The organism is Lentzea sp. NPDC051213 (genome assembly GCF_044455585.1).
In the GTDB taxonomy this organism is placed as follows: Bacteria; Actinomycetota; Actinomycetes; order Mycobacteriales; family Pseudonocardiaceae; genus Lentzea.
Genome location: NZ_JBITEX010000002.1, coordinates 669,670 through 695,039, shown reverse-complemented (window position 1 = coordinate 695,039; position 25,370 = coordinate 669,670). Strand labels below are relative to the sequence as shown.

Genomic DNA, 25,370 nt, shown 5'->3' with positions numbered 1-25,370 from the left:
AGATGAAGACACGACTCGTGCTCGCTCTGATCGGCGTGGTCGCTCTCTCCGGATGCGGCGGGACCACGAAGGACAGCGCCGGCCAGCAAACCGGCACTGCGACCGGTACCGCCGCCGCGAACCCCGGCGCGCCGCTCAAGGAGAACCTGAAGATCACGTTCCTGCCCAAGCAGGTCAACAACCCGTACTTCACCGTGGCGCAGAAGGGCGCGGAGAAGGCGGGCAGCGCGATCAAGGGTGAGCTGAAGGCGACCGGTCCGTCGGACGCCAGCGCCTCCTCCCAGGTCACCTACATCAACACGGCGGCCCAGCAGGGCCAGAACGCGCTGGTCCTCTCGGCCAACGACGCCAACGCCGTCGCACCCGCGCTGAAGTCCGCGCGGGCACAGGGCCTCAAGGTCGTCACCTTCGACTCCGACGCGGCGCCGGACGCCAGGGACGTCTTCGTCAACCAGGCCACGACGAAGGAGATCGGCACCAGCCAGGTGAAGCTGATCTCCGACGCCATCGGCGGCTCCGGTGAGATCGCGATCCTCTCCGCCACGGCGAACGCGACCAACCAGAACGCGTGGATCGAGATCATGAAGACCGAGCTGGCCAAGCCCGAGTACGCCGGGCTCAAGCTGGTGGAGACGGCCTACGGCAACGACGACGACCAGACGTCGTTCCAGAAGACGCAGGGTCTGCTCCAGGCGCACCCGAACCTCAAGGGCATCATCTCGCCCACCACGGTCGGTGTCGCCGCGGCGGCCCGCTACCTCGACTCCTCGGAGTACAAGGGCAAGATCGCGCTGACCGGTCTCGGCACGCCGAACCAGATGCGCAAGTACGTCCAGAACGGCACGGTGAAGTCGTTCGCGCTGTGGGACCCGAGCAAGCTCGGCTACCTCGCCACCTACACCGCGGCCGCGCTCGCGTCCGGTCAGATCACCGGTGCCGAGGGCGAGAAGTTCAAGGCCGGTGAGCTCGGCGACTACACGATCGGCGCCAAGGGCGAGCTCGTGCTCGGCCCGCCGACCGTGTTCACCAAGGACAACATCGACCAGTTCGACTTCTGACGTGCCTTCATTCTCTGGCGCGAAAAGCACGTTGGGGCCACTAGATGGCCCGAGCGTGCTTTTCGCGCCGAACAGCAAGGGGGCGAGCGGGGTTTGGAGCACAACATGAGTGTGAAGGCCGCACTGCGGGAGCAACGGATCGAGACTCCCTCGTGGGCGTACGCGAACTCGGGCACCCGGTTCAAGGTGTTCGCGCAGGAGGGCGTACCGCGCACGCCGTACGAGAAGATCGACGACGCCGCGGTGGTGCACCGGCTCACCGGCGTCGCCCCCACCGTCGCGCTGCACATCCCGTGGGACAAGGTCGACGACTACGGCAAGCTCGCCGCCTACGCGCGCGAACAGGGCGTCGAGCTGGGCGCGATCAACTCCAACGTGTTCCAGGACGACGACTTCAAGCTCGGCAGCGTCACGCACCCCGATCCCGCGGTGCGCCGCAAGGCGATCGCGCACCTGGTCGAGTGCGTCGACATCATGGACCAGACCGGGTCGCGCGACCTCAAGCTGTGGTTCTCCGACGGCCTGAACTACCCCGGCCAGGACAACGTCCGGGCCCGGCAGGACCGGCTCGCCGAGGCGCTGGCGGAGACCTATGCCCGGCTCGGCGCGGATCAGCGGATGTTGCTGGAGTACAAGCTCTACGAGCCCGCCTTCTACGTCACGGACGTGCCGGACTGGGGCACGGCCTACGCGCACTGCATGCAACTCGGCGACAAGGCGCAGGTCGTGATCGACACCGGGCACCACGCGCCCGGCACGAACATCGAGTTCATCGTGGCGTTCCTGCTGCGGGCCGGGAAACTCGGCGCGTTCGACTTCAACTCCCGCTTCTACGGCGACGACGACCTGATGGTCGGTGCGGCCGATCCGTTCCAGCTGTTCCGGATCATGCACGAGATCGTGCTCGCCGACGCGCTCAAGCCGGCCGCGGGCATCGCGTTCATGCTCGACCAGTGCCACAACATCGAGCCCAAGATCCCCGCGATCATCCGGTCGGTGCTCAACGTCCAGGAAGCGACCGCGAAGGCGCTCATCATCGACCACGAGGCGCTGGACGCCGCGCAACGTGCCGGTGACGTCCTGGGAGCGAACGCCGTGCTGATGGACGCCTACAACACCGATGTGCGGCCGTTGCTGGCGGAACTGCGGGAGGAGATGGGCATCGACCCGGATCCGATGGCCGCGTACCGGCGGTCCGGCTACGCCGAGAAGATCGTGCAGGAACGAGTCGGTGGCGAGGCCGCCGGGTGGGGTGCGTGATGGGCGAGGTCGAGGCACTGCTCCAGCGCGCCAACCGGCTCGGCTCCGATCCGCGCAACACCAACTACGCGGGCGGCAACGCCTCCGCGAAGGCCGCGGCGACCGACCCGGTGACCCGGCGGCCCGTGGACCTGATGTGGGTCAAGGGATCCGGCGGTGACCTGGGCACGCTCACCGAGGCCGGTCTCGCCGTGCTGCGGCTGGACCGGTTGTGGGCACTCGTGGAGACCTATCCCGGCGTCGACCGCGAGGACGAGATGGTCGCCGCGTTCGACCACTGCCTGCACGGCAAGGGCGGTGCGGCACCGTCGATCGACACGGCCATGCACGGCCTCGTGGACGCCGCGCACGTCGACCACCTGCACCCGGACGCGGGCATCGCGCTCGCCACCGCGGCCGACGGTGAGGCGCTGGTCAAGTCCTGCTTCGGCGACCGGGTCGCGTGGGTGCCCTGGCGGCGGCCGGGTTTCCAGCTGGGCCTCGACATCGCGGCGATCAAACGGGCCAACCCGCAGGCCATCGGCGTGATCCTCGGCGGCCACGGCGTCACCGCGTGGGGTGAAACCAGCGCCGAGTGCGAGGCGAACTCGCTGGAGATCATCCAGACCGCGCAGCGCTACCTCGACGAGCACGGCAATGCCGAGCCGTTCGGCCCGGTCGTCCACGAACCGTTGCCGGACGAGCAACGCCGCGAGCGCGCGGCCGAGCTGGCACCGGTGATCCGCGGGCTCGCGTCGGCGGACCGCCCGCAGGTCGGCCACTTCAACGACAGCGACGTGGTGCTCGACTTCCTCTCGCGCGCAAAGCATCCCGAACTGGCCGCGCTCGGCACCTCGTGCCCTGACCACTTCCTGCGCACCAAGGTGGCGCCGCTGGTCCTGGACCTGCCGCCGACCGCGCCGCTCGACGAGGCCGTCGCCCGGCTGCGGGAACTGCACAAGGCCTACCGCGCGGAGTACCAGGCCTACTACGAACGGCACGCCGAGCACGACTCGCCGCCGATGCGCGGCGCCGACCCGGCGATCGTGCTCGTGCCCGGCGTCGGCATGTTCAGCTTCGGCAAGGACAAGCAGACCGCACGGGTCGCGGGCGAGTTCTACGTCAACGCCATCAACGTGATGCGCGGCGCGGAGTCGGTGTCCCGCTACGCCCCGATCGAGGAACGCGAGAAGTTCCGCATCGAGTACTGGTCCCTGGAAGAGGCCAAGCTCCAGCGGATGCCGAAGCCCAAGGCCCTGGCGACCCGCGTCGCACTGGTCACGGGTGGCGGCTCGGGCATCGGCCGCGCGATCGCGCACCGGCTGGCCGCCGAGGGCGCCTGCGTCGTGGTGGCCGACCGCAACGGCGAGGCCGCCCGCGAGGTCGCGGACGAGATCGGCGAGACCGCGGTGCCCGTGACGGCCGACGTCACGGACGGAGCCGGTGTCGCGGAAGCATTCCGCACGGCGGTGCTCGCGTTCGGCGGGGTGGACCTGGTGGTCAACAACGCCGGGCTGTCGATCTCCAAGCCGCTGTCCGAGACGACCGAGGCCGACTGGGACCTGCAGCACGACGTGATGGCCAAGGGCTCGTTCCTGATCTCGCGTGAGGCCGCGAAGGTCATGCGGGCGCAGAGCATGGGCGGTGACATCGTCTACATCTCCAGCAAGAACGCGGTGTTCGCCGGACCGAACAACGTCGCGTACGGCGCGGCCAAAGCCGACCAGGCGCACCAGGTGCGGTTGCTCGCGGCCGAGCTCGGTGCCGACGGCATCCGCGTCAACGGCGTCAACCCGGACGGCGTCGTGCGCGGTTCCGGGATCTTCGCCGGTGGCTGGGGTGCCCAGCGCGCGGCCGTGTACGGGGTGCCGGAGGAGGAGCTCGGCGCGTTCTACGCCCAGCGCACACTGCTCAAGCGCGAGGTGCTGCCCGAGCACGTGGCGGCGGCGGTGTTCGCGCTGACCGGGGGCGACCTGTCGCTCACGACCGGTCTGCACGTGCCGGTCGACGCCGGTGTGGCCGCGGCGTTCCTGCGATGAGGGCGACCGTCGCCGCCATCGACCTCGGCGCCTCCAGCGGGCGCGTGGTCCGGGGCCTCGTCGGGGACGGAGTGCTGAAGATCGAGGAGGTGCACCGGTTCCCCAACGGGCCGGTGCGCGTCTTCGAGACCCTGCACTGGGACGTGCTGGGGCTGTACCGGGAGGTCCTCACCGGCCTGCGCAACGCGGGCCAGGTCGACAGCATCGGCGTCGACAGCTGGGCCGTCGACTACGGCCTGCTCGACGAGCGGGGCGCCCTGCTCGGCAACCCCGTGCACTACCGCGACTCCCGCACCGACGGCATCACGGCACCGGACGGCCTGTACCAGCTCAACGGCCTGCAGTTCCAGCCGTTCAACACGATGTTCCAGCTGCAGGCGGAACCCCTGCTGCCCAGGGCGAGACAACTCCTGCTGATCCCGGACCTGGTGTCCTACTGCCTGACCGGCGAACGCGGCGCCGAGTACACCAACGCGACGACGACCGGCCTGATCGACGTCCGGACAGGACAGTGGTCCGCCGAGCTGACCAGAGATCTGCCGACCGGCCTGCTGCCCGCTCTGCGCCATCCCGGCGACCACGCCGGCATGCACGACACCACGCCGGTCATCGCGGTCGGATCGCACGACACCGCGTCCGCCGTCGTCGCGGTGCCCGCCGAGAACGACAGGTTCGCCTACATCTCCTGCGGCACCTGGTCGTTGGTCGGCGTCGAACTCCGCGCACCCGTGCTCACCGAAGAGAGCCGTGCCGCGAACTTCACCAACGAGGGTGGCGTCGACGGCACGATCCGGTACCTGCGCAACGTCATGGGCCTGTGGTTGCTGCAGGAGTCGCTCAGGTGCTGGAACGCCGACCTCGAGCCGCTGTTGCGCGACGCCGCCGACGCGAAGGGCACGCTGTTCGACGCGAACGACCCCGTGTTCCTCCCACCCGGCAACATGCCGGCCAGGATCCAGCAGTGGTGCCGCGAGCACGGCCGGCGTGTTCCCCAGGCGCGGGCGGAGGTCGTCCGGTCCATACTGGACAGTCTGGCCGTCGCCCACCGCGACGCCGTCGCCGACGCGCAACGGTTGTCCGGCAAGGAGGTCGAGGTCGTGCACATCGTCGGCGGCGGCTCACGCAACGAGCTGCTGTGCCAGCTCACCGCCGACGCGTGCGGACTTCCCGTGGTCGCGGGGCCGGCCGAGGCGACCTCGCTGGGCAACGTCCTGGTGCAGGCGCGTGCCGCGGGCGCAGCCCACGGCACGCTCGCCGACCTCAGGGCACTGGTACGGCAGTCACAGCAGCTGAGGCGTTATCTCCCCCAGTGAACCTCCAGCGCCCGTGCGGAACGGAGATCTCCTTGAACCCGTTCTTCACCGGCACGTGCACCGCTGCCGTGGCCCCGACCGGTACCTCGACGGTCAGCCTGACCACGCCGTTGACGGTGGTCCACCCCACGTGGATCTTGCCGCGCACGCTCATGAAGTCCAGCCGCGCCCACGACAGGCCCTTGGTGGTGTCCGGCCGCACGGTGAACGTCCGGTAGCCCGCGTCGCCAGGACGCAGCCCGGCGACGTGCTCGTAGAGCCACTGCGCGACGGTGCCCTTGAAGTAGTGGTTGCGCGAGCGGGTGCCGGCGTCCCACATCTCCCACATGGTGTCGGCGCCGTTGTCGAACCAGTAGCCCCAGCTCGGGTAACTGCGCTCGGTGGCCATCGCGTGGGCGGCGTCCGCGTGCCCGTTGTCGCCCAACGCCTTCAGCAGCACGCTGACGCCGAGGCAGCCGGCGTTCACGCGGTTGCCGTTCGCCTTCACCTCGGTGGCGAGCCGCTGGGCCACGGCCGCGATGGACCCGGCGGGCACCATCCCGAACGCCAGCGGAATCGCGTTGGACGTCTGCCGGTAGCCGGGGTCCTTGGCGGTGCGGTAGTAGCCGCTCGGGTCGAGGAACGCGGCGTTGAACGCCGTCAGCAGGTTCGCGGCCACCTCCCGGTAGCGCGGGATCGGTGTGCCGATCACGTCCCCGAGTTCGGCGGCGTGCAGCAACGAGCGGTACAGGTACGCCGTCGCGGTCAGCCTGGTGTCCTCCGGCGGCAGACCGTCCGTTCCCGGCGGCAGGAAGTCGCCGAGCGCCGTGATCGCGAGCCCGTCGCGAATTCGGCCGATCTCCCAGTCGAGGTAGCGGGTGAGCACCGGCCAGTGCTGCTTCGGCAGCCGGTCGTCGCCGTAGATCCGGTACATCTCGCGCAGCACGAACGGGTACACCGTCGTCCACTCCGGCGCGGGCGCGAGCTCGCGATAGCCCCAGCCGCCGCTCGGGACGATCACCGGCAGCTGCCCGGCCGCGTCCTGGCTGTCCGCGAGGTCGCCGAGCCACTTGGTGAAGAACCGCGCCATGCCGAACTCGGCGAGCATCGACGGCGCGCCGACCTGGGCGTCACCGGTCCAGCCGTTCTTCTCGTACGTCGGGGTGTCGGTGGGGATGCCGTGCAGGTTGTTGACGACGGTGCGGCGCATGGCGGCGTCGTACTTCTCGAAAAGCGGCTCGGAGCAGCGGAACGTGCTCACCGACGCCACGTCCGAATGCACCAGCCGGCCGGTCAGGCGGGGCGCCGCGGGCAGCCCGGTCACCTCGACGTACCGGAAACCCTTGTAGGAGAACCTGGCTTCCCACGTCTCGTCGCCGGTGCCCGCGCAGATGTACTCGTCGACCTGGATGCGGCCGCCGCTCACGTGGCCGTTCTCCATCTTCACGGTGCCGTCGGGGTACAGCGTCTCGCCGTGCTTGAGGCGGACCACCGTGCCCGCGGGGGCCTTGACGGTCATCCGGGTCCAGCCGGACATCGTGCGGCCCATGTCGGCCACGAACACGCCGGGCTTCGGCGAGGTGACCGCGGTCGGTTTGACGGACTCGATCACCCGGATCGGTTCGTGCTCCTGGGCTTTGAGCGTGCCCTTCGGGCCCGGCCTGGCCGGTGCCTGCTGCCACGAGCTGTCGTCGAAACCGGGTTTGGTCCAGTCGCGCGGGGCTCTCCTGGCGTCGTAGGTCTCGCCGGTGTACTGCGAGTTGCTCAGCGTCGGGCCGTCCGTGATCCGCCACTTCTCGTCGGAGGTGATCGTGGTGCGGCTGCCGTCCAGGTGCTCGATCTCCAGCTGGGCCAGCAGCTTCGGCTCGTCGTGCCACGGCGGCCGCTCCCAGTGCCAGACGTTCGGCGTCTTCATGCCGTAGAAGCCGCGGCCGAGCGTCACACCGATCGCGTTGGAACCGCGCCGGACCAGCTTGGTCACGTCGTGCACCGCGTACAGGACGGTGTTGTCATAGTCGGTGAACCCGGGATCCAGCACCCGGTCGCCGACGCGGCGGCCGTTGATCTCGGTCTCGTGATAGGCGAGCCCGCTCAGGTACAACCTGGCGCTCCTCACCGGCTTGCGGAGCCTGAACTCCTGGCGCAGCAACGGTGCGGGCTGCTCGCCCAGGGTGACGCTGGTGCCCCACGGCCCCTGCCCGTACGGGTGCAGGATGGTCGCGGCGGCCCAGTTCGCATCGTTGAAATCCGGGTTCTGCCAGCCGGGTTCCTCCGCGGTGGCCACCTTCCAGCCCGCCCCGGTGACGAGCTCGCGCGTGCCGTCGGCGAGATCCACCACGAGCCGCAGCAGGAACCCCGCCGGTCCGGACGACCGGTTGGTGGCGCGGGCCGCCAGCACGATCCTGCGCCCCTTGACCAACGACGTGACGTCGGCGCGCTGCCCCAGCTTCCACACGTCGACCTGCTCCGGCACGTGCACCGCTTCGGAACCGTTGACGTGCAGGGTGAAGTCGTCGTCCGCCGTCGCCACCAGCTTGGCGCGCACCGCGTCGGACGGCAGTTCCAGCGTCGCGCGGAACCACCGGCTCTCCGCCGGTGTCGTCTCCGACCAGATCCACGACGCGCCGGTGAACCCGAGCGAGGTGTCCGGTGTGCCGATCCACCGTGCCGTCCACGGGGTGCCGAGGAACCCGGTCTCCCACCAGCTCCACTTGCTCCACGCCGAGGAACGACCGGAGCCGTCCCACACCCGGACGCGCCAGTGGTAGCGGGTGCGAGGCTTGAGCGCCTTGCCCGCGAAGGGGATTCCGGTGGTGACGTCCGACGTGACGCGGCCGGTCCGCCAGATGTCGGAGCGGCCGGCCGCCGTGCCGACCTCGATCTGGTAGGCGGTCTGCCGCGCGTGGTGACCGCCCGCCTCCAGCACCCAGGAGAGCCGCGGCTCGGCGACATCGGTGCCCAGCAACGTCTCCGCGTACTCGGTCGCGCTGCGGGCGATCCGCAGCCCGCCTGCCCGTCCCTGTGACTCGGCCTCGGAGTCGGCCTGCGCCTCGGCCGACGGCTCGGCGTGCGCCACGCCCCACGGCAGGGTCGTGGCCGACAGTCCGACCGCCGAAGTCCTCAGGAAGTCTCGTCTGCGCACGTCGTCTCCACCTTCGTTGCTGGATGAAACGTTTCAATCCCCGAGGGGATAGACAGACTGTTACGTGCTGGGGAAAGTGTCAAGTCGCCGTGTGTCCGGCTGTCTGCTACCGGACAGCCGGAGTTACACGTTTCAACAGAGTTCAACAGAATGATCGCCCTGGAACGGCGGTTCCAGGGCGATCCGGTCACACGTTGTCGACGTGCTCGACGCCGGAACTGCGGTAGTTCTGGACCGCGGACTTCACCTGGGCCGGACTCAGCACCTGGTCCTTGGCGAAGTACACGTAGTCGACGTCCTGCTGGTAGGCGCGCTCGGCACCGCTGCCGACCAGGCCTCCCGCGATGAACCAGAGGTTGAAGTTGATCGACATCGGCGTCTCCGGGTAGTACTTGTCGCCGTGGTCGGCGACCAGGACACCGTCGATGTAGTACTTCACCCGGCCGCCGCTGACCTGGAACACCAGGTCGTGCCAGCCCGAGTAGCTGGTCCGCTGCTCGTTGTGGACGTTGTCGGCGACCCACGGCTCCGCCTGGTAGGTCTCCCACGTCGTCTCGAACATGATGTTGGCCGGTTCACCCCACCCGCCGTTGGGCAGGTACTCGAAGTCGATCTCACCGTAGCTCGGGTCCATCGGCGCGCTGAGCGGGGTGATGGTGAAGAACGTCTGCACGACGTGGTCGCCGTCCGGGCCGAACACCGGCGCGTCGCTGAACCGCACCCTGGACGCGTAGGTGCCCTCGAAGAACTTCCGCTGGTGGTACACCTCGGTCTGGCGAGCGGAGGAACCGTTGTTCCAGGAGTCGAGGCGCATCACCTTCGACCCGTCGACGCTCGGGAACGTCACCCGCGACGGGTCCCAGGTCGCGCCCGGCACACCGGGGCCGCCACCGCCCGAGCGCACCGTCCAGCCGCGCTGGCCGATCCGCGAGTCGGACGAGCTGGTGTAGCTGAAGTCGTCGAACAGCGCGGGGCCTGCGGGGTTCGGCGGGCCCGAGCTCGTCGTGGTCGTCGTCGTGGGCGGGCTGCCGCCCGGCGGGGTGCCCCAGAGCAGGGTGCCGCCCCGGTAGACGGTCACGCGGTTCCACGCCGAGTACGTGCTCTCGCCGCGGAACGAGTAGTCGTCGGCCTGGTTGATCCGGCTCCAGTTGGTGCGCCAGAAGCGAAGCTGCAGATCGCCGGAGTCCGCACCGGGCGCCAGCACGCCGGCGCCGCTCGTGAAGCCGACCTCCAGGTAGCGGTCGGCCGCACCGCCGGTGATGGTGCTGAACGTGCCGCTGACGTTGCCGCAGCCGCGGACCGCCCACGAGCAGGCGAAGCGGTAGCCGACGTCCGGGGTATCGCTGCGGAAGTAGTAGCGGATCTTCACCTCCTGCAGCGGCACGCTCGTGGTGCCCGAGTTGACCAGCTTGAACCACGGTTCGGCCTGGTCGACGGTCGCACCGGACGCGCTGGTCCGGTACTGGGCGGTGATGGCGTCGGCCGCGAAGGCGCTCGGCGCGACGGCTAAGGCGGCCACCGCCAGGGCCGCGCAGGTTCCAGCTATGAGTGCTCGCAAGATTCGCTCCTCACTTCGGCAGGGATGGACAGTGCGGCGAGCCGGGTCGAGTGGTGGCGCATGCGCGTGGTGAAGCCCTCCCAGGAGGGGCGCTGCGACCAGAGGGTGTCGGCCAGTGCGACGAGGCGCGGGAACGCCAGGTACTCCAGGTGTTCCCGCGTGCGGACGTGCTCGGTCCACAGCTGGCACTGGGCGCCGAGCACGCCGTCGGGCAACGGCACGTGGTAGACGTCGCGGGAGGTCACGACGAGCCCCGGCTGGCCGGGTGGTTCGCCGGACCGGTCGGACTGCGGGTAGTCGAGGTACGTGGAGGTGTGCGGGGCCATCACCACGCCCTGGCCCAGTTCCAGCGGGCGAATGGCCTGCTTCGCGTCCCGCCAGGGCATCATCACCGCGCGCGGGTCACCGGTGGGTTCCCAGGCCGCCGGAACGCGGCCGCGGTCCAGCAGGTACTTGCCCGCCTCTCTCAGGAACCGGCCGTGCTCATCGGACGGCAACAGGCACTCGTCGCCGCCGAGGTGCACGTGCGAACCGGGGAACACCTCCAGCACCTCGGCCAGGACCTCGCGGACGAACTCCAGCGCGTGCGGGCCGAACGCGGCATCGCTGATGCCCCACCGGGTCCAGACCGGCAACGGGGTCGTCGAGGTGCCCAGGTGCGGGTAGGCGGCCAGCGCCGCCCTGGCGTGGCCGGGCATCTCGATCTCCGGCATGATCCGGATCCCGCGTTCGGCCGCGTGGGCGACGAGCCCTTCCAGTTCGCCGCGGGTGTAGACGCCGCCGTGGGGCTCGCCGTCGCCGTTGGTCTCGGTCCGCCAGCCGCCGACCGAGGTCAGCAGTGGATGGCCCGGCACCGGCATCCGCCAGCCCTGGTCGTCGGTCAGGTGCAGGTGCAGGACGTTGAGCTTGTGCAGGGCCATCAGGTCGATGAACCGCCGCAGCACGTGCACCGGCTGGAAGTGCCGTGCCACGTCGAGCATGAAGCCGCGCCACGGCAACCGGGGCACGTCGCGGATGTCCGCGCCGGGCAGCGTCCAGTCCACATCGGACACCAACGTCGGCTGGAGCGCCTCGACCGGCAGGAGCTGGCGGATCGTCTGCACACCGTGGGCCAGCCCGGCCGCCGTGCCGGCGCGCAGCAGGACGCCGTGCTCGTTGACGGTCAGCGCGTACCCCTCCTCGCCGAGGCCGACGAGCTTGGCGTCCAGCGCCATGACGATCTCGCCGCGGTCGGCGATGGGCAGCGGCAGACCGGTGGCCGGCCGGAGCAGTGCGCGCAGCAGCCGGGCAGCGTGCTCGGCACCGGGCGTGACCCGGACGGCCGTGTCGCTGTCCAGGGTGAATCCCTTGCTGCGACGGATGAACCGCGTCGGCTCGGGCACGATCATCCCTTCACCGCCCCTCCGACGATGCCGGTGGTGACCCGGCCCTGCAACACGATGAAGATCAGCAGCACCGGCAGCATGAACAGCGTCGAGGCGGCCATCGTGGCGCCCCAGTCGGTGCCGAAGGTGTTGTTGAACGACGACAGCCACACCGGCAGCGTGCGGTCGTCCTGGTCCTTGATGATCAGCACGTTGGCGAACGCGAACTCGTTCCACGCGGTGATGAAGCCGAACAACGAGGTCGCCAGCAGACCCGGTGCCAGCAACGGGAACACCACCTTGCGGAACGCCTGCCCGCGTGAGCAGCCGTCGACCTGCGCCGCCTCCTCCAGGTCGACCGGGATCGCGGCGAGGAACCCGCGCAGCGTCACGATCGTGAACGGCAGCGTGATCATGAAGTAGACCAGCGTGAGCATCCAGAGCGTGTCGAGCATCCCGGTGTCCCTGGCGATCACGTAGATCGGGATGAGCAACGCCTCCCACGGCGTCATCTGCGCGACGAACACCATCAGGATGAACGCCCGCCGCCCCTTCCACCGCAACCGCGCGACCGCGAACGCCGCCAGCAACGCCACGGCCAGCGCGAGCAGCACCGCTCCCCCGGCGACCAGCAGGCTGTTGCGCCAGAACGAGAAGAAGCCCTTCGCCGCGATCGCCGTGCCGAAGTGCTCGAACGTGATCGAGGCCGGCAGGAACGTCGGTGTCGCGCCCTGGATGTCCTTGGTGGGCTTGAAGGCCGTCAGCACCATCCAGTAGACGGGGAAGACCGAGACGGCGAAGACCAGCAGTGCCGCGGTGGTGCGGGAGAGGCGTCCGATCATGCGTCCCTCTCCTGCCGGTAGAGCTGGCGGAAGTACGCCAGCAGGGCGAGCACCAGCAGCACCACCATGAGCATCGAGACGGCCGCTCCCAGGTCGTAGCGCTGCAACGACTGCGCGACCTGGAACGCGTAGACCGGCAGCGTCGTCGTAGCCTGGCCCGGACCGCCCTGGCTGATCACCCAGATCTGCACGAAGGCCTTGACCACCCAGATCACCTCGAGACAGGTGATCAGGCCGAACATGGCGCGCAGCATGGGAAACGTGATGGCCGTGAACACCCGCCACGCGCCGGCGCCGTCGATGCGCGCGGACTCGTACAGCTCCTGCGGCACGGTGACCATCGCCGCGTACAGCGACAGCGCGGCGAACGGGATGGACTGCCAGACGATCAGCGTCACCAGGATCCCGAACGTCGCCTCGCCGTCGGCGAACCAGGTGTAGTCGCGGTACTCCTCGAAGCCCAGCGCCACCAGCGCCCAGTTGACGACGCCCAGCCGGGACTGGAAGAGCCACTGGAACACCGTGGTGGCGGCGATGATCGGCGTGGCCCAGGTGAGCACGAGCCCGCCCATCACGAGCAGCCGCAGCCACTTCCCCAGCCGCACCAGCAGCAGCGCGACCACAGTGGACAGCACCATGATCAGCACGACGTTGATCGCGGTGAAGTAGAGCGTCCTGCGCACCACGCCCCAGAACTCGGGGTCGGCCAGCACGTGCGCGTAGTTCGCCAGTCCGACGAACTTCGCGTCGCCGCGCACCAGCTGTTGCAGCCCGAACTCCTGCAGCGAGATGATCACGTTGCGCACCAGCGGGTACAGCAGCAGGAACGCGGTGGCGAGCAGGGTCGGCGCGATCAGCAGGTACGGGAGCACAGGCACCCGTTTACGGCGTTTCGGGGGCGGTGGAGCAGCCTGCTGGGCAGGCCGCTCCACCGTCATCGTCGCCACCGCTACTTGCCCGAGTTCAACGCTTGGGTGATCACTTCGTCGGCCTTCGCCGCCGCACCGGCCGGGTCGGCACCGGTGAGGACCGCGGTCTGGAACTCCTTGATCGGGTTGCGTGCCTCGACCGCCGCCCAGTTCGGCGAGTTCGGCGTGGCGTGCCCGTTGGCCGCGCCCACCGCCATCGCCGCGGTGCCGGGGTCCCCGCCGACCGAGGTGGCGAGCGACTTGCGGTTCGGCACGTAGTTCATCGCCTTCGCGAGCTCGACCTGCCACTTCTCGCTGGCCAGCGCCTTGACGACCTCGTAGGCGCCGTCCTGCCTGGCCGAGGAGAGCGGGATGATCAGGTCGGAACCGCCGGTGAACACCGCACCCGGCTTGTCGGCCGTCTTGCCGGGGATCGGGAAGAAGCCGATCTTGCCCGCCAGCTCCGGGTTGGCCTTGGTCACGAGCTTCGCCGCACCGGGCACCGCGATGAACTGCGCGACCTTGCCGGCAGCCACCACGTCGGTCTGCTGCGGTTTGGCCTCGTCGGAGTCCTTCGGGCCGTCGCCGAGCGCCTGCAGCTTCTTGTAGAAGTCCATGCCCGCCAACGCTTTCGGCGTGTTCAGCGAGCCCTTCCACTTGTCGCCGTCGCGGGCGGCGAGGTCACCGCCCTCGTCCCAGACGAAGCCGGAGAGCGTGTACCAGTTCTGGCCGGGCAGGTAGATGCCCTGCACGTCGCCCTGGTCGAGCTTGGCGGTGGCGGCGATCCACTCGTCGCGCGTCTTCGGCGGCGAGGTGATCCCGGCGGCGGCGAACAGGTCCGTCCGGTAGATCACCACGCGGTTGGCCGCGTAGAACGGGACGCCGAACTGCTTGCCGTCCACCGCACCGGGTTCCGCGAGACCGGGGATCCAGTCCTCGCCCTTGAGCTCGGCGACCTTGCCGGACAGGTCCGTGACACCTTTGCTGGCGACGTACTGGGCGACCTGGGTGTTGCCGACCTCGATCACGTCCGGCGGATCGGTGCTGGCGAGCGCACTGGTCACCTTCTGCGTGATGCCGTTCCACTCCTGGATCTGGATGTTCAGGTCGAGGTTCGCGTGCTCACGTTCGAACTCGCTCTCGAACTTCTTCACGAAGTCGTCCGTGGCCGTGTCCTTCATCAGCCACACGGTGATCTCCTGCCGCTCACCTCCTCCACCCGCGTCGGTACCGCAGGCGGACAACGTCAGCGCCAGGACGAGCAGGGCGGCGAAGCGCGACACGACTCACCTCTCAGAGAACCGATATGACCAATTGGTCATGCCTAGCTGAGCGGTGTCGAAAGTGGCATAGACCACTAACCGGCGTCAATAGCCAGTTCAGAGGCGTGCGAGCGCTCTCGATCAACTTCGGAGTGGTTACTTACCACTGGTATGACATACTTGGCCGACGACGAAGCGGAGAGGCATGGGCGAGGCGATCCTCAAACGCGAGCGGGTCCGCGACTACCTGCTCGAACTCATCGAGACGCACCCGGCGGGGGCTCCGATCCCGGCCGAACGGGTGCTGTGCCAGCAACTCTCGGTGTCCCGCCCCACCGTGCGCTCGGCCGTGGAGGAACTCGTCAACACCGGTCTGCTGATCCGCCAGCACGGCCGCGGCACGTTCGTGGCGAGAGCCAAGATCACCCAGGAACTGGTGTCGGACCACAACTCCATGACCCTGCCCCAGGCCGGCGGCACGTGGGACTCGCGCGTGCTCGAACACGCCAGGATCCCGGCGGGCGCCAGAGTGGGCCGCCGCCTGAACCTCTCCCCCGCCGCCGAGATCCACTACATCGCCCGCCTGCGCCTGGTCGACGGCGAGCCGATGGCCCTCGAGTACCTGCACGTCCCCACCGCCGTCGCCCCTGCGCTGACGGTGCACGACATGGAGTCCGGGGACTTCTACGAACGGCTGCGCGAACACGGCGTGCACGTGAGCGAAGCCGTCCAGTCGATCGAGCCGACCGTGACCAACGAGTCCGAGGCCTCACTGCTGGCCGTGCCGGTGCTCGCGCCCGCCCTGCTGTTCGAGCGGCTCACCACCGACACCGAAGGCCGCCACGTCGAGTACGTGCACTCGATCTACCGTGGCGACCGCTATCGGATCGTGTCGCGGCTGACGCTGGGCGCACAGCCGCGCAACACGGTCGACGTTCAGGCCCACTTCGGCAACGGCCTGTTCTGACTTACTTGTAGGGCACCGCGAAGACGTGGCTCATGTCCGAGACGTGGCGCGAAGCCGAGCCGCGCGAGTCGGTGAGGTTGTGCGCGGTTCCCTGGATGCCGCCGGTCTCCCCGCCCAGCCACTGCACCAGCACGTAGGCGTTGAACCGCGGGATGCAGCCAGATCCGGTGCGCACCTCGAAGTTCTGCTTGTGCAGCGGCACAACGAGATGGTGCACGTAGTAGGGCACATCGACGGTGGCGCTGGTGGACGAGTCCGAATGACACACCGTCCCATCAGCCTTCCACTGGTTGACGAAGAGCGTGAACCTCGCCTTGGACGTCTTCGACTTGTCGCAGGCGCTGCCGGGGTGACAGATCAGGTACTCGTTGTCCCCGAACACACTCAGCCCCTTGAACCCCGGTGCGAGGTCGAACGTCGGCAGCGCGGGCTCGCGGGCGTCGGCGTTGTCCGCGTTGAGGTGGATCACGCCCTGGGACACGCTCTTCTGGATCTCCGCACCGGAGGTGTCGTTGGCGACCGAGGTGTCGGCGAACTTCAGCGAACCGCCGACGAGGGCGACCGTCGAGTCGTCCCACCCGAGCGACGCCGTCCGCAGGTAGGCCGTGCAGGTGACCGTCGCGTCGACACCGGGTTGTACGAGGTAGCGCGTGGTCAGCGAGACGTCCTCCCACTGCGGCGATCCGCTGCCCTTGTGGTAGACGTTCTGTCCCAGCACCATGTTCTTGCTGCCGCCGGGCCACCGGCAGACGATCTCGTTGTCGAACAACGTGCGGATCGTCGCCGAGTTCACCCGCATCACCGCGACCACGTAGGCGGTCTGGGTGCTGGTCATCCGCAGCGAGACCTGGCCGAGCTCGACGACGTTCTGTTCGGAGGGCGAACCATCGCGGGGAATGCCGGGCCCCAGCACGGTTCTCGGCTCGAAGTTGACACTCGTGGCCGCGGTGGCGGTCGGGACGTGTAGTGCCAGCAGCACGATGGCCAGGGAGGCCAGGACAGACAGCGCTCTTCTCATGCCGTCATGCCTAACAACCCGCTCTACACGTTCCCTACACGTCTCAGGCGGTGAAGCGGGCGGCCTCACTGTCGATGAAGGACTGCGCCCGCTCCAGGGTGTGCGAGCCGTAGGTCCCGCCGGCGCGGGCGTCGAGCAGGGCGTTCTGCTGCGCGTCCATCATGAGGCGTTGCAGCTCGCGGCGTTGGTGCAGCGTGCTGTCGGGGTCCTGGTCGGTGAACAACTTGTCGACCGCCTCGGACATGACGGCGCTGCGTTTGCGGGCCTGTTCCAGGAGCTTCGGCTCGAACGGCTTGCCGTTCTCGCGGGCGAGCGCGGGGCTCTCCAGCAACGCCTGCGTGGCGGCGATCAGCTCCCCCGCCAGCCGGACGTACTCGCGGCGTTCGTGCTCGGCGTCGTTGCCGCGGATGCCCAGCCACCGGATCACCAACGGCAACGAGCCCCCTTGCACGACCAGGGTCAGGATCGCGACGGTGAACGCGATCAGGATCAGCTCGGCGCGGTGCGGCACGTCGGTCGGCAACGACTGGGCGGCGGCGAGCGTGACGACGCCGCGCATGCCCGACCACGCGATCACGGCGCCGCCGCGCCAGCCGAGGCCTTCGCTCGCGTAGAAGGCGACGTCCGCCTGCTTGCGTTGCAGGGCTCTGGTCGCCCGATCGAACCGCTCCTGCTTGCCGGGCCGGGGTCCTCGCTCGGTGAAGCGGTCGAGCATCGTCCCGATCGTGCCGGTGATCTGGTCCGCCCGGCGTTGCTGGTAGCGCAGCGCCGCGACCAGCGGCACCACGAACACCACCCGCAGCACGATCAACGTCACCGTCGCCAGCAGGCCGATGACGAGCGCCCGGCCCAGGCCGTCGTCCGCCACGGCACCGACCACCGTCGTCAGCTCGAAGCCCATGAGCAGGAAGACGCCGTTCTCCAGCAGCAGCTGGATCGTGCGCCAGTTGGTGCGTTCGGAGATGCGGTCGTGGGCGGTGAACCGCTTCGTGCTCTGGTGCCCGGTGATCAGCCCGGCGGTGACGACGGCGATGACCCCGGACGCGTGCAGCTCCTCGGCCGGGATGAACGCGAGGAACGGCACCACGAACGAGATCGCGGTCGTGAGCACCGGCTGCCCCTGGATCTTCGACCGCGCCCACACCGACCCGGCGCCGACCACGGCACCGACCACCACGCCCACCACGACGGCGAACGCGAAGTTGCCCAGCGCGCCGGCGAAGGTCACGCTGGCCGCGATCGCGGTGATGGCCGTGCGCATCAGCACGAGCGCCGTGGCGTCGTTGACCAGACCCTCACCCTCGAGGATGGTGACGAGCCGCGGCGGCAGCCCGAGCCGCTTGCCGATGGCGGTGGCGGCGACCGCGTCCGGCGGACTGATCACCGCGCCGAGCGCCAGCGCGGTCGCGAACCCGATGTCCGGCAGCAGCCACCAGATCAGCAGCCCGGTGCCGAACGCCGACCCGGCGACCAGCAGCACCGACAGCGACCCGATCGTCTTGAGGTTGCGCCGGAAGTCCACGACCGGCACGTTCACCGCCGCCGAGTAGAGGATCGGCGGCAGCACGACGACCAGGATCCAGTCCGGCTCCACGAAGATCTGCGGCGCGCCGGGCAGCTGGCTGCAGCCCATCCCGACGATCACGAGCAGCACAGGTGCCGCGACGCCCAGCTTCGGCGCGGCGTACGACACCGCCACGATGATCAGCACCGCCGCGACGGCGAGCAACGCCAGTTCCTGCATGACGTGCAGTTTGTCGGACGGTGCCGGATCTTGCCCGATCAGGTGGTGAGCACGTGCCGCCCGTCCCTGTCGGTGCTCAGGCAGAGCGAGCAGATCGTCCCGCCCAGCGCGCTCGCCGTCATGTCCGGCCGCTCGTACGGCTCACCGCACACCACGCACTCGTACTGCGTGCCGCTGGGGTTGCCGTCCTCGTCCAGCACCGGCTCGGCGATGCCGTCATCGGTGCGGCGCAGGTAGAACCGGCCTCGAGTGAGCACCGCGAGCAACGGCGTCAGCACGATCGGGACGCCGACCGCGACCAGCGGCGAGTAGGGCTGGATCCCGGCGTCGAACAGTCCGAAGTAGACGGAGATGGACAGCAGCGAGGAGGCCAGGAACGACCCGACGCCGACCGGGTTGACCGCGTACAGCATGCCGCGGCGGAACTCCGGCTGCTTCGGCGACAGCTTCAGCACGTACTTGTTGATCGCGATGTCGGTCGCGACCGTGACGACCCACGCCATGGCGCAGTTGGAGTAGAAGCTCAGCACCTTGTTCAGGAAGCTGAACATGTCCGCCTCCATCAGCACCAACGCGATCGCGAGGTTCACCAGCACGAACACGAGCCGCCCCGGATACCGCTTGGTCACGCGCGTGAACGAGTTCGTCCAGGCCAGCGAGCCGGAGTAGGCGTTGGTGACGTTGATCTTCACCTGGCTGAGCACCACCAGCAGCAGCGCCAGCGGCACCACCAGCCATGGCGGCATGAACTGCTTGAACACCCCGGTGAACTGCTCGATCGGCTCGACCGCGGCCACCGCGCCGACGGCGTCGAGCACGTAGACCGCCATGAACACGCCGATCGCCTGCTTGAGCGCGCCGAACACCACCCAGCCTGGCCCGGCCAGGATCGTCGCGGTCCACCACGCCCTGCGGTTCTGCGCCGTGCGCGGCGGCATGAACCGCAGGTAGTCGATCTGCTCGCCGATCTGCCCCATCAACGACAGGCACACGCCGGCGCCGAGCATCACCGAAGCGGTGTTGACCGCCGTGTCCCCGTGCGCGAGGAACTTGGAGATCGACTCCGGCTGCGCGACGACCAGGTACAGCAGCGGCGCGACCATCAGCAGCAACCACAGCGGGTTCGTCCAGCTCTGCAGCTTCGCGAGCACCTTCATCCCGTAGATCACCAGCGGGATGATCACCAGCGTGGACACGAGATACCCCAGCCACAGCGGCAGGTCCAACGCGTAGCGCAGGCCCTGCGCCATGATCGAGCCCTCGAGTGCGAAGAAGATGAACGTGAAGCTCGCGAAGATCACGCTCGTGATGACCGACCCGTAGTAGCCGAACCCGGAGCCACGCGTGATCAGGTCGAGGTCGATGTTGTACCGCGCCGCGTAGTACGCGAGCGGGAACCCGGTCGCGAAGATCACGATCGCCGCGAACCCGATGGCGAGCAGGGCGTTGCCGGTGCCGTGCGTGAGCCCGATGCCGGCACCGATCGAGAAGTCCGCCATGTAGGCGATCCCGCCCAGCGCGGACGCCCCGACCACGGCAGGAGACCAGCGCCGGTACGTGCGCGGAGCGAACCGCAGGGTGTAGTCCTCCAGCGTCTCTTCGGACGCTCCGAGAGCCGGCGCCGGCGCGCGCTCCACGACGTTGTCGACGGTCATGGTCCGCGACGCTACGAATCCCGGGTTTCAGCCGATCACCCCACGTGTGACGGGCGTGTTTACGATCACGGTGACGAGGGGGGCTCCGGTGGACGATCTCGTGGCGTTCATGAAGGAACGCAGGCGCACCGACGAAGCCGCCGCCGCGGCCTGGGCGGCGCGGTCGGCGACCATCACGGCGTGGGCGCACAAGGTGGCGACGCTGCTGACCCGCCGCCAGGTCCCGGCCGAGCAGACCCTCTACGACCGGGTCGGCGAGCAGAAGGTCCGGATCGCGTCCGGCTGGCTGGTGCTCAGCACGAGGACGCCGAGCGCGGCGCATCCCGGCGTGCTCAAGGACGCCGGGATCCTGCTCACCCCGAGCGGTGAGCTGTGGCAGTACGACAACGAGTGGCCGATGTCCGCCCGGCTCACCGCGACGATCCCGGCCTTCCGCACGGCGGAGGGCGCCGCGCTGATGGCGCGCTGCGAGTGGATTCTCGACAACGCCGTCGAGGCGTTCGCCGACGCCCTGGACCGCCAGGGCATCGACGTCACCGAGCTGGAAGAACTATGACTTGAGCTTCCAGATGCGGACCGACTTGTCCCTGCCACCGCAGGCGATCCGCTCACCCTTGGGGTCGAACGCCACGTCCTCGATCTGGGCACCGGCGCCGATGACCATGGCGCGCACGCTCTTGGACGCCACGTCCCACAGGTGCACCGCGTTGCCGTGGCCCCAGGTCGCGATGGTCTTGCCGTCCGGGTGGAACAGCGCCTTCGTGATGGGTTCGTCGCCCTCGGTGCGGTCGAAGACCGCCTTGCTCTGCCCGGTCGCCACGTCGAAGAGCTGCATGCTGTTCGTGCCGTCGTCGTCCGGCACCGCGATGGTCTTGCCGTCCGGCGAGAACGACACGCCGTCGCCGGTCGAGTCGTTGATGGTGCGGATGGTCTTGCCGGTCGCCGGGTCGACCAGCTTGATCTCCTGGAACTTGGTGCTGGCGTAGGCCAGCATCGAACCGTCCTTGGTGAACGCGAGCTCGGAGCTGCCGTTGGCCTCGGTCAGGCCGATCTTGACCTTGCGGGTCGCCACGTCCCACACCTTGAGGCCACCGGTGTGGGTCAGGCCGACGATCGTCTTGCCGTCCGGGTGGAAGCGCAGGGTCTTCATGATGGACCTGGCGTCGTCCAGCGCGCCGATCATCTTGCGGTCGGCGATGTTCCACAGGTAGGTGGTGCTGTCGGTGGTGACGTTGCCGCCGGCCGCGAGGATCTTGCCGTCGGGGCTGATCGCCACCGCGCACGCCGAGCCGCCACCCGGCCCGTCCGGGTTCTGGACGGTGCCGATCAGCTTGCCGGTCTCGGTGTCCCACAGCCTGACGATGCGGCCTTCCTCGTCGTCGCCGTTGTCGTCGGCGCTGGCGAGGATCTTGCCGTCCGGGCTCCACGCGATCGACGTGACCGCGTCCTTGTGACCGGACAACTGGATGTGCTCGGTGATCTCCACCGGCTGGTTCGGCCCGGCCGACACGGAGGTCGACGTCTGCTCGGCCCCGCCCTCCTTGACCGAGAGGTCCTTGTTGCCCGGGGTGGTCGGCAGTTCCGCCGCGTCGCCGGAGGTGTCCTTCTTCGAGGTGAGCCACCACGCGGTACCGCCGCCGATCACCGCGAGCGCGCCGCCACCGGCCAGGAGCAGGGTGCGTCTGCTGACTCCGGGTCTACTGGCTTGCGGGAGCAGGACGGGTGCGCCGGCCAGCAGCGCCAGCGCCTGGTCGACGGTCGCGCGTTCGGCCGGGTTCTTGCGCAGCAACCCGCCCAGCAACGACGAGAGCTGCCCGGCGCGCGCGGGCGGCGGCGGCTCCTGGGTGAGCAGCATCGACAGGGTCGTCATGAAGTCCTGGCCCTGGTACGGGGGCCGGCCCTCGACCGCCGCGTAGAGCGTGGCGCCGAGCGACCACATGTCGGTCGCGGGCGTGATCGGCGCGCCGGTGCCCTGCTCCGGCGCCATGTACGCGGGCGTGCCCACGATGGAGCCGTCCGTGGTCAGCGCGACGTCACCGGTCAGCCTGGCGATGCCGAAGTCCGTGATCACCACCCGGTCCCCGGACAGCAACACGTTGGCGGGCTTGAGATCGCGATGCACGATGCCGGCCTGGTGCGCCACCCGCACCGCGCTCAGCATCGCGTTGGCGATGTAGGCGACCTGGTCGACGGGCAGCGCGCCCTGCGACCGGATGGCGTCGGACAGCGAGCCGCCCCTGACGAACTCCATCACGATCATCGGAGCGCCGTTGTACTCGACGACGTCGTGCACGGTGACGATGCCGGGGTGGTTGAGGTGGCCCGCGAGCTGGGCCTCGCGCATGGCGCGCTGGCACAGCAGCGCCCGCTGCTGCTCGTCGAGCCCGGCGGGCAGCAGCAGTTCCTTGATGGCCACCTCGCGCCCGATGAGCTCGTCGCGGCCCAGCCACACGCGGCCCATGCCGCCGGCGCCGATCACCTGGAGGAGCCGGTACCGCTGGGCAACCAGGCTTCCTGTCGCATCCGTCACGGCGCGCAGCTTAGATGGGAGAGCGCTCCCGTTCGCGGGTATCCCTCAAGTTCGTGGAATACCGGACCCGTTGGCAGCCAAGCAACATTGTGCGGATTCAATCGGTCGACAATGGACCGGTCGCTAGTGGACGCTCGCGACCTCGATGCCGACCTGTCCCAGCACCCGCAGCTTGCGCAACCTGGTCGGCTCCACGGTGAACCCCGCTGCCTCAATCCGCTTCGTCACCGCGTCGCCGACGTTGTCCTGCAGGTGCGCATGACCGTGGCCGTGACCGTGCACGGCGTCGGCCAGCACCAGCAGGCCGCCCGGCCGCAGCACGCGGCGCACCTCGGCGAGCATCTCGTCCTTCGACGGGGTGTCCAGGTGGTGCAGCATCAGGCTGGAGAAGACGCGGTCGAACGAGCCGTCGGGATAGGCCAGCTCCTGCGCGAACCCGCGGTCCAGCCGCACCGGGAGCCCGGCCCGCCGGAACTTGCGCTCGGCCCTCGCCAGCATCTTCACGTCCGGGTCCACGCCGGACAGCTCCACGTCGCGATACCGCTTTCCGGTGGCGCGCAACAGGTTCCCGGTGCCGCAACCGACGTCCAGCACGCGGTGGCCCGCACGCAGCCCGGCCAGCGTCACCATCTCCTGGTGGATCGCGTGCAGCCCGGACACCACGTGCAGCAGGTCGTACAGCGGCAGCAGGAAGTGCCTGCCCATGCCGGGCAGATAGTCGCGTTCCGCCGGCAGCTGGGACGATTTGTCGGTCATGACTCCATTCTGGCGAGGTCTGGAGCTGGAGTCCTGTACCGATCGGCGGTTTGAATGGGACGATCTGACGATGCGAATCCGACGGCGGCCGCTCCAGGACGACGAGCCGGTCTCCTACGCCTGGCAACCCGCGCCCGGCGAACTGGCGGTCGCCGCGATGCCCCTGGGCCACGGCATCGACGTCGACGGCTCGCACGAGGCGCACTCCCACGACTTCCCCGGTCTGACCTACTTCTCCGCGGCCGGCGGGGTGGTCCGCACCGGGAGGCAGGTCCGGCACGTCGAGGCCGGCGACCTGTTCGTCATCGCGCCCGGCGACGTCATGGGGCAGGCCCGCAGCGACGACCTCGTCGGCGCGCAGGGCTGGGGCGTGTTCTTCACCGCCGACGCGCTCGGCACGGACACCCCCGGCGCGCATCTGGCGTGGCGCACCCATCCGCTGCTGTTCCCGTTCGTCCGCGGCGGCGCCATCGGTGCGTTGCGGCTCAAGGTGCCCGAGCCGGAGCGGGACGAGTGGACCACCCGGATCACGGCGCTGCACGACGAGCTCCAGCAACGCCGTGAGGGCTACCGGGAGGCCGTGTCCGCGCACCTGGTGCTGCTGCTCGTCGGGGTGTCCCGGCTGGCCGCGGACGTGGTGGGCGACCTGCGCGAGAACGCCGAACCGCTGCTGGCCGAGGTGTTCGACGTCATCGAGCGCCGTTACCCGGAACCGCTGTCGCTGCGCGAAGTGGCCGCCGCGGTCAGCATCTCCCCCGGCCACCTGACCTCCACAGTGCGCAGGCGGACCGGCAGGACGGTGCAGGAGTGGATCACCGAGCGGCGCATGGTGCAGGCACGGCGCCTGCTCGCCGTGACGGAACTGCCGATCGGCGACATCGGCCGGCAGGTCGGTTTCCCGGACGCCGGCTACTTCGCCCGCACGTTCGGCAAGTTGCACGGCATGAGCCCGACGCGCTGGCGGAGCGTGAACGTGAGCTGAACTCCTGCGGACAGCCTGACGAGCCGCGGCCGATTCGTCGGGTTCGCCCCTGGTGATCATGGCAGTGTCGGTGCCATGACCGGCGGGGAGAGCACCACCTTGAGCGAGCCCAGAACCGACCTGGGGCAACGGTTTCACGCCCTGATGGAGGTCGTCGTCAGGCAGTTGCCGTTCGGCCTGTCCCGCGTGATCGCCCCCAGCCTGCTCGGCTTCGCGCTGATCAACGGCTGCACGTTCGGCATCGACCTGCTGCTGCTCACGCTGTTCCGCGGCGCCCTGGGCTGGCCGGTGCCGGTCGCCTTCACCGTGGCCTACGTGCTCGCGTTCGGGCTGAGCTTCGTGCTCAACCGCGCCCTGAACTTCCGCTCGCACGCGCCCGTCGGCCCGCAGGCCGGCCTGTACGCGATCGCGATCCTGATCAACTACCTGGCGTTCATCCTCGGCGTCGGCAGCGCGCTGGCCGCGCTCGGCACCCAGTACCACCTGTCGCGGATCATCGCGGGCGCCTGCGAGGCCGCCTTCATGTACAGCGTGATGCGCTGGATCATCTTCCGCGACAGCAAGTAGCTACTGCAGGTACCCCTCGACCTCGCCGACCGGGCGCGCCGGGACGTCGTCCGCGTCCCCGCCGAGCGACCGCGCGGACCGGCGGCGCCGCAGGAGGTCCCAGCACTGGTCGAGAGCTTCCTCCAGGGCGCGCAGCCGGGCGTGTTCCTCGTCGCTGGTGATCTCACCGGCGGCGAGTTGCTGACGCAGCTCGTGCTCCTCGTCGACCAGTTCGTTGATGCGGCCCAGCACGTTCTCGTCGCTCATCTACGCCTGTCCCGTCTCGAAGCGGCTGACGTTTTCCGACTCTACGACGAACCGCCGGCAGGTGCGCATCTCGCTGGTCGGGGCCGGGCGGTCACCGCGGCCTCAGCCGCTGCTCCTCGGCAGGATGACGTTCGTCAGAGGGACATCGCCGGACGCGCTGCCGGTCCACACCCCCCGGAGTGGCCGGCAGCGCGTCTTCGT

At 69.2% G+C, this 25,370-nt stretch carries 20 protein-coding genes; 8 read left to right on the top strand and 12 right to left on the bottom strand.

Going from position 1 to position 25,370, the window contains the following annotated elements; genetic code table 11:
- Positions 1-2 precede the first annotated feature (2 nt).
- From rhaS to ACIA8G_RS09895, 4 genes are all read left to right on the top strand, one after another.
- Complete coding sequence (gene rhaS / locus ACIA8G_RS09910; protein ID WP_396417971.1) at positions 3-1,058, top strand: rhamnose ABC transporter substrate-binding protein; 1,056 nt, start codon at positions 3-5, stop codon at positions 1,056-1,058.
- A gap of 105 nt (positions 1,059-1,163) precedes the next feature.
- A complete protein-coding gene (gene rhaI / locus ACIA8G_RS09905) occupies positions 1,164-2,318 on the top strand; it encodes an L-rhamnose isomerase (protein WP_396417970.1) in 1,155 nt (384 codons plus the stop codon).
- Entirely contained in the window at positions 2,318-4,336 is a 2,019-nt protein-coding gene (locus ACIA8G_RS09900) for a bifunctional aldolase/short-chain dehydrogenase (protein ID WP_396417969.1), read from the top strand. The genes rhaI and ACIA8G_RS09900 overlap by 1 nt, the downstream gene beginning before the upstream one ends.
- Complete coding sequence (locus ACIA8G_RS09895) at positions 4,333-5,649, top strand: rhamnulokinase family protein (protein WP_396417968.1); 1,317 nt, start codon at positions 4,333-4,335, stop codon at positions 5,647-5,649. The genes ACIA8G_RS09900 and ACIA8G_RS09895 overlap by 4 nt, the downstream gene beginning before the upstream one ends.
- Here ACIA8G_RS09895 and ACIA8G_RS09890 read toward each other — a convergent pair.
- The 6 genes from ACIA8G_RS09890 to ACIA8G_RS09865 form a co-directional block, all read right to left on the bottom strand.
- Positions 5,597-8,770, bottom strand: coding sequence for a family 78 glycoside hydrolase catalytic domain (locus tag ACIA8G_RS09890; protein ID WP_396417967.1), 3,174 nt, complete (start codon positions 8,768-8,770; stop codon positions 5,597-5,599). The genes ACIA8G_RS09895 and ACIA8G_RS09890 overlap by 53 nt on opposite strands.
- Before the next feature lie 187 nt (positions 8,771-8,957).
- A complete protein-coding gene (locus ACIA8G_RS09885) occupies positions 8,958-10,328 on the bottom strand; it encodes a cellulose binding domain-containing protein (protein ID WP_396417966.1) in 1,371 nt (456 codons plus the stop codon).
- The gene (locus tag ACIA8G_RS09880) at positions 10,313-11,716 is read right to left on the bottom strand and encodes a beta-N-acetylhexosaminidase (RefSeq protein WP_396417965.1); all 1,404 of its coding nucleotides are present in this window, start codon (positions 11,714-11,716) and stop codon (positions 10,313-10,315) included. The genes ACIA8G_RS09885 and ACIA8G_RS09880 overlap by 16 nt, the downstream gene beginning before the upstream one ends.
- Entirely contained in the window at positions 11,713-12,534 is an 822-nt protein-coding gene (locus ACIA8G_RS09875) for a carbohydrate ABC transporter permease (RefSeq protein WP_396417964.1), read from the bottom strand. The genes ACIA8G_RS09880 and ACIA8G_RS09875 overlap by 4 nt, the downstream gene beginning before the upstream one ends.
- Positions 12,531-13,412 carry a carbohydrate ABC transporter permease gene (locus ACIA8G_RS09870; RefSeq protein ID WP_396417963.1) on the bottom strand — a complete coding sequence of 294 codons (882 nt, stop codon included), beginning with the start codon at positions 13,410-13,412 and terminating at the stop codon, positions 12,531-12,533. Before ACIA8G_RS09870 ends, ACIA8G_RS09875 begins: the two co-directional genes overlap by 4 nt.
- Before the next feature lie 71 nt (positions 13,413-13,483).
- Entirely contained in the window at positions 13,484-14,725 is a 1,242-nt protein-coding gene (locus ACIA8G_RS09865) for an extracellular solute-binding protein (RefSeq protein WP_396417962.1), read from the bottom strand.
- A gap of 184 nt (positions 14,726-14,909) precedes the next feature.
- On the opposite strand from ACIA8G_RS09865, the gene ACIA8G_RS09860 reads away from it, so the two are divergent.
- Entirely contained in the window at positions 14,910-15,671 is a 762-nt protein-coding gene (locus tag ACIA8G_RS09860; protein WP_396417961.1) for a GntR family transcriptional regulator, read from the top strand.
- Between the two features lies 1 nt (position 15,672).
- Here the strand turns inward: ACIA8G_RS09860 and ACIA8G_RS09855 are convergent, their stop codons facing one another.
- The 3 genes from ACIA8G_RS09855 to ACIA8G_RS09845 are packed head-to-tail and all read right to left on the bottom strand — an operon-like array spanning position 15,673 to position 20,088.
- The gene (locus tag ACIA8G_RS09855; RefSeq protein ID WP_396417960.1) at positions 15,673-16,689 is read right to left on the bottom strand and encodes a hypothetical protein; all 1,017 of its coding nucleotides are present in this window, start codon (positions 16,687-16,689) and stop codon (positions 15,673-15,675) included.
- A 43-nt stretch (positions 16,690-16,732) separates the two neighbouring features.
- Positions 16,733-18,433: a cation:proton antiporter gene (locus ACIA8G_RS09850; protein ID WP_396417959.1), complete on the bottom strand. Its 1,701-nt coding sequence runs from the start codon at positions 18,431-18,433 to the stop codon at positions 16,733-16,735.
- Positions 18,434-18,471: 38 nt separating this feature from the next.
- Positions 18,472-20,088: a purine-cytosine permease family protein gene (locus tag ACIA8G_RS09845; RefSeq protein ID WP_396417958.1), complete on the bottom strand. Its 1,617-nt coding sequence runs from the start codon at positions 20,086-20,088 to the stop codon at positions 18,472-18,474.
- Between the two features lie 88 nt (positions 20,089-20,176).
- On the opposite strand from ACIA8G_RS09845, the gene ACIA8G_RS09840 reads away from it, so the two are divergent.
- Positions 20,177-20,644 (top strand): hypothetical protein, encoded by a 468-nt coding sequence (locus tag ACIA8G_RS09840; protein ID WP_396417957.1) that lies wholly within the window; start codon positions 20,177-20,179, stop codon positions 20,642-20,644.
- Here ACIA8G_RS09840 and ACIA8G_RS09835 read toward each other — a convergent pair.
- Both ACIA8G_RS09835 and ACIA8G_RS09830 read right to left on the bottom strand, forming a co-directional pair.
- A complete protein-coding gene (locus ACIA8G_RS09835) occupies positions 20,639-22,618 on the bottom strand; it encodes a WD40 repeat domain-containing serine/threonine protein kinase (protein ID WP_396417956.1) in 1,980 nt (659 codons plus the stop codon). The genes ACIA8G_RS09840 and ACIA8G_RS09835 overlap by 6 nt on opposite strands.
- Before the next feature lie 123 nt (positions 22,619-22,741).
- Complete coding sequence (locus ACIA8G_RS09830) at positions 22,742-23,374, bottom strand: class I SAM-dependent methyltransferase (protein WP_396417955.1); 633 nt, start codon at positions 23,372-23,374, stop codon at positions 22,742-22,744.
- Between the two features lie 70 nt (positions 23,375-23,444).
- Between ACIA8G_RS09830 and ACIA8G_RS09825 the strand changes: the two genes are divergently transcribed.
- A complete protein-coding gene (locus ACIA8G_RS09825) occupies positions 23,445-24,356 on the top strand; it encodes a helix-turn-helix transcriptional regulator (RefSeq protein WP_396417953.1) in 912 nt (303 codons plus the stop codon).
- Positions 24,357-24,500: 144 nt separating this feature from the next.
- Positions 24,501-24,923, top strand: coding sequence for a GtrA family protein (locus tag ACIA8G_RS09820; RefSeq protein ID WP_396418679.1), 423 nt, complete (start codon positions 24,501-24,503; stop codon positions 24,921-24,923).
- Here the strand turns inward: ACIA8G_RS09820 and ACIA8G_RS09815 are convergent, their stop codons facing one another.
- A complete protein-coding gene (locus ACIA8G_RS09815; protein WP_396417952.1) occupies positions 24,924-25,169 on the bottom strand; it encodes a DUF2630 family protein in 246 nt (81 codons plus the stop codon).
- Positions 25,170-25,370: the final 201 nt, after the last annotated feature.

Excerpts from the sequence above, each read along its gene's own strand:
- rhaS (WP_396417971.1), top strand. The coding sequence starts at position 3 with ATGAAGACACGACTCGTGCTCGCTCTGATCGGCGTGGTCGCTCTCTCC.
- rhaI (WP_396417970.1), top strand. The coding sequence starts at position 1,164 with ATGAGTGTGAAGGCCGCACTGCGGGAGCAACGGATCGAGACTCCCTCG.
- ACIA8G_RS09900 (WP_396417969.1), top strand. The coding sequence starts at position 2,318 with ATGGGCGAGGTCGAGGCACTGCTCCAGCGCGCCAACCGGCTCGGCTCC.
- ACIA8G_RS09895 (WP_396417968.1), top strand. The coding sequence starts at position 4,333 with ATGAGGGCGACCGTCGCCGCCATCGACCTCGGCGCCTCCAGCGGGCGC.
- ACIA8G_RS09880 (WP_396417965.1), bottom strand. The coding sequence starts at position 11,716 with ATGATCGTGCCCGAGCCGACGCGGTTCATCCGTCGCAGCAAGGGATTC.
- ACIA8G_RS09875 (WP_396417964.1), bottom strand. The coding sequence starts at position 12,534 with ATGATCGGACGCCTCTCCCGCACCACCGCGGCACTGCTGGTCTTCGCC.
- ACIA8G_RS09860 (WP_396417961.1), top strand. The coding sequence starts at position 14,910 with ATGGGCGAGGCGATCCTCAAACGCGAGCGGGTCCGCGACTACCTGCTC.
- ACIA8G_RS09855 (WP_396417960.1), bottom strand. The coding sequence starts at position 16,689 with ATGAGAAGAGCGCTGTCTGTCCTGGCCTCCCTGGCCATCGTGCTGCTG.
- ACIA8G_RS09850 (WP_396417959.1), bottom strand. The coding sequence starts at position 18,433 with ATGCAGGAACTGGCGTTGCTCGCCGTCGCGGCGGTGCTGATCATCGTG.
- ACIA8G_RS09845 (WP_396417958.1), bottom strand. The coding sequence starts at position 20,088 with ATGACCGTCGACAACGTCGTGGAGCGCGCGCCGGCGCCGGCTCTCGGA.
- ACIA8G_RS09830 (WP_396417955.1), bottom strand. The coding sequence starts at position 23,374 with ATGACCGACAAATCGTCCCAGCTGCCGGCGGAACGCGACTATCTGCCC.
- ACIA8G_RS09825 (WP_396417953.1), top strand. The coding sequence starts at position 23,445 with ATGCGAATCCGACGGCGGCCGCTCCAGGACGACGAGCCGGTCTCCTAC.
- ACIA8G_RS09820 (WP_396418679.1), top strand. The coding sequence starts at position 24,501 with ATGGAGGTCGTCGTCAGGCAGTTGCCGTTCGGCCTGTCCCGCGTGATC.
- ACIA8G_RS09815 (WP_396417952.1), bottom strand. The coding sequence starts at position 25,169 with ATGAGCGACGAGAACGTGCTGGGCCGCATCAACGAACTGGTCGACGAG.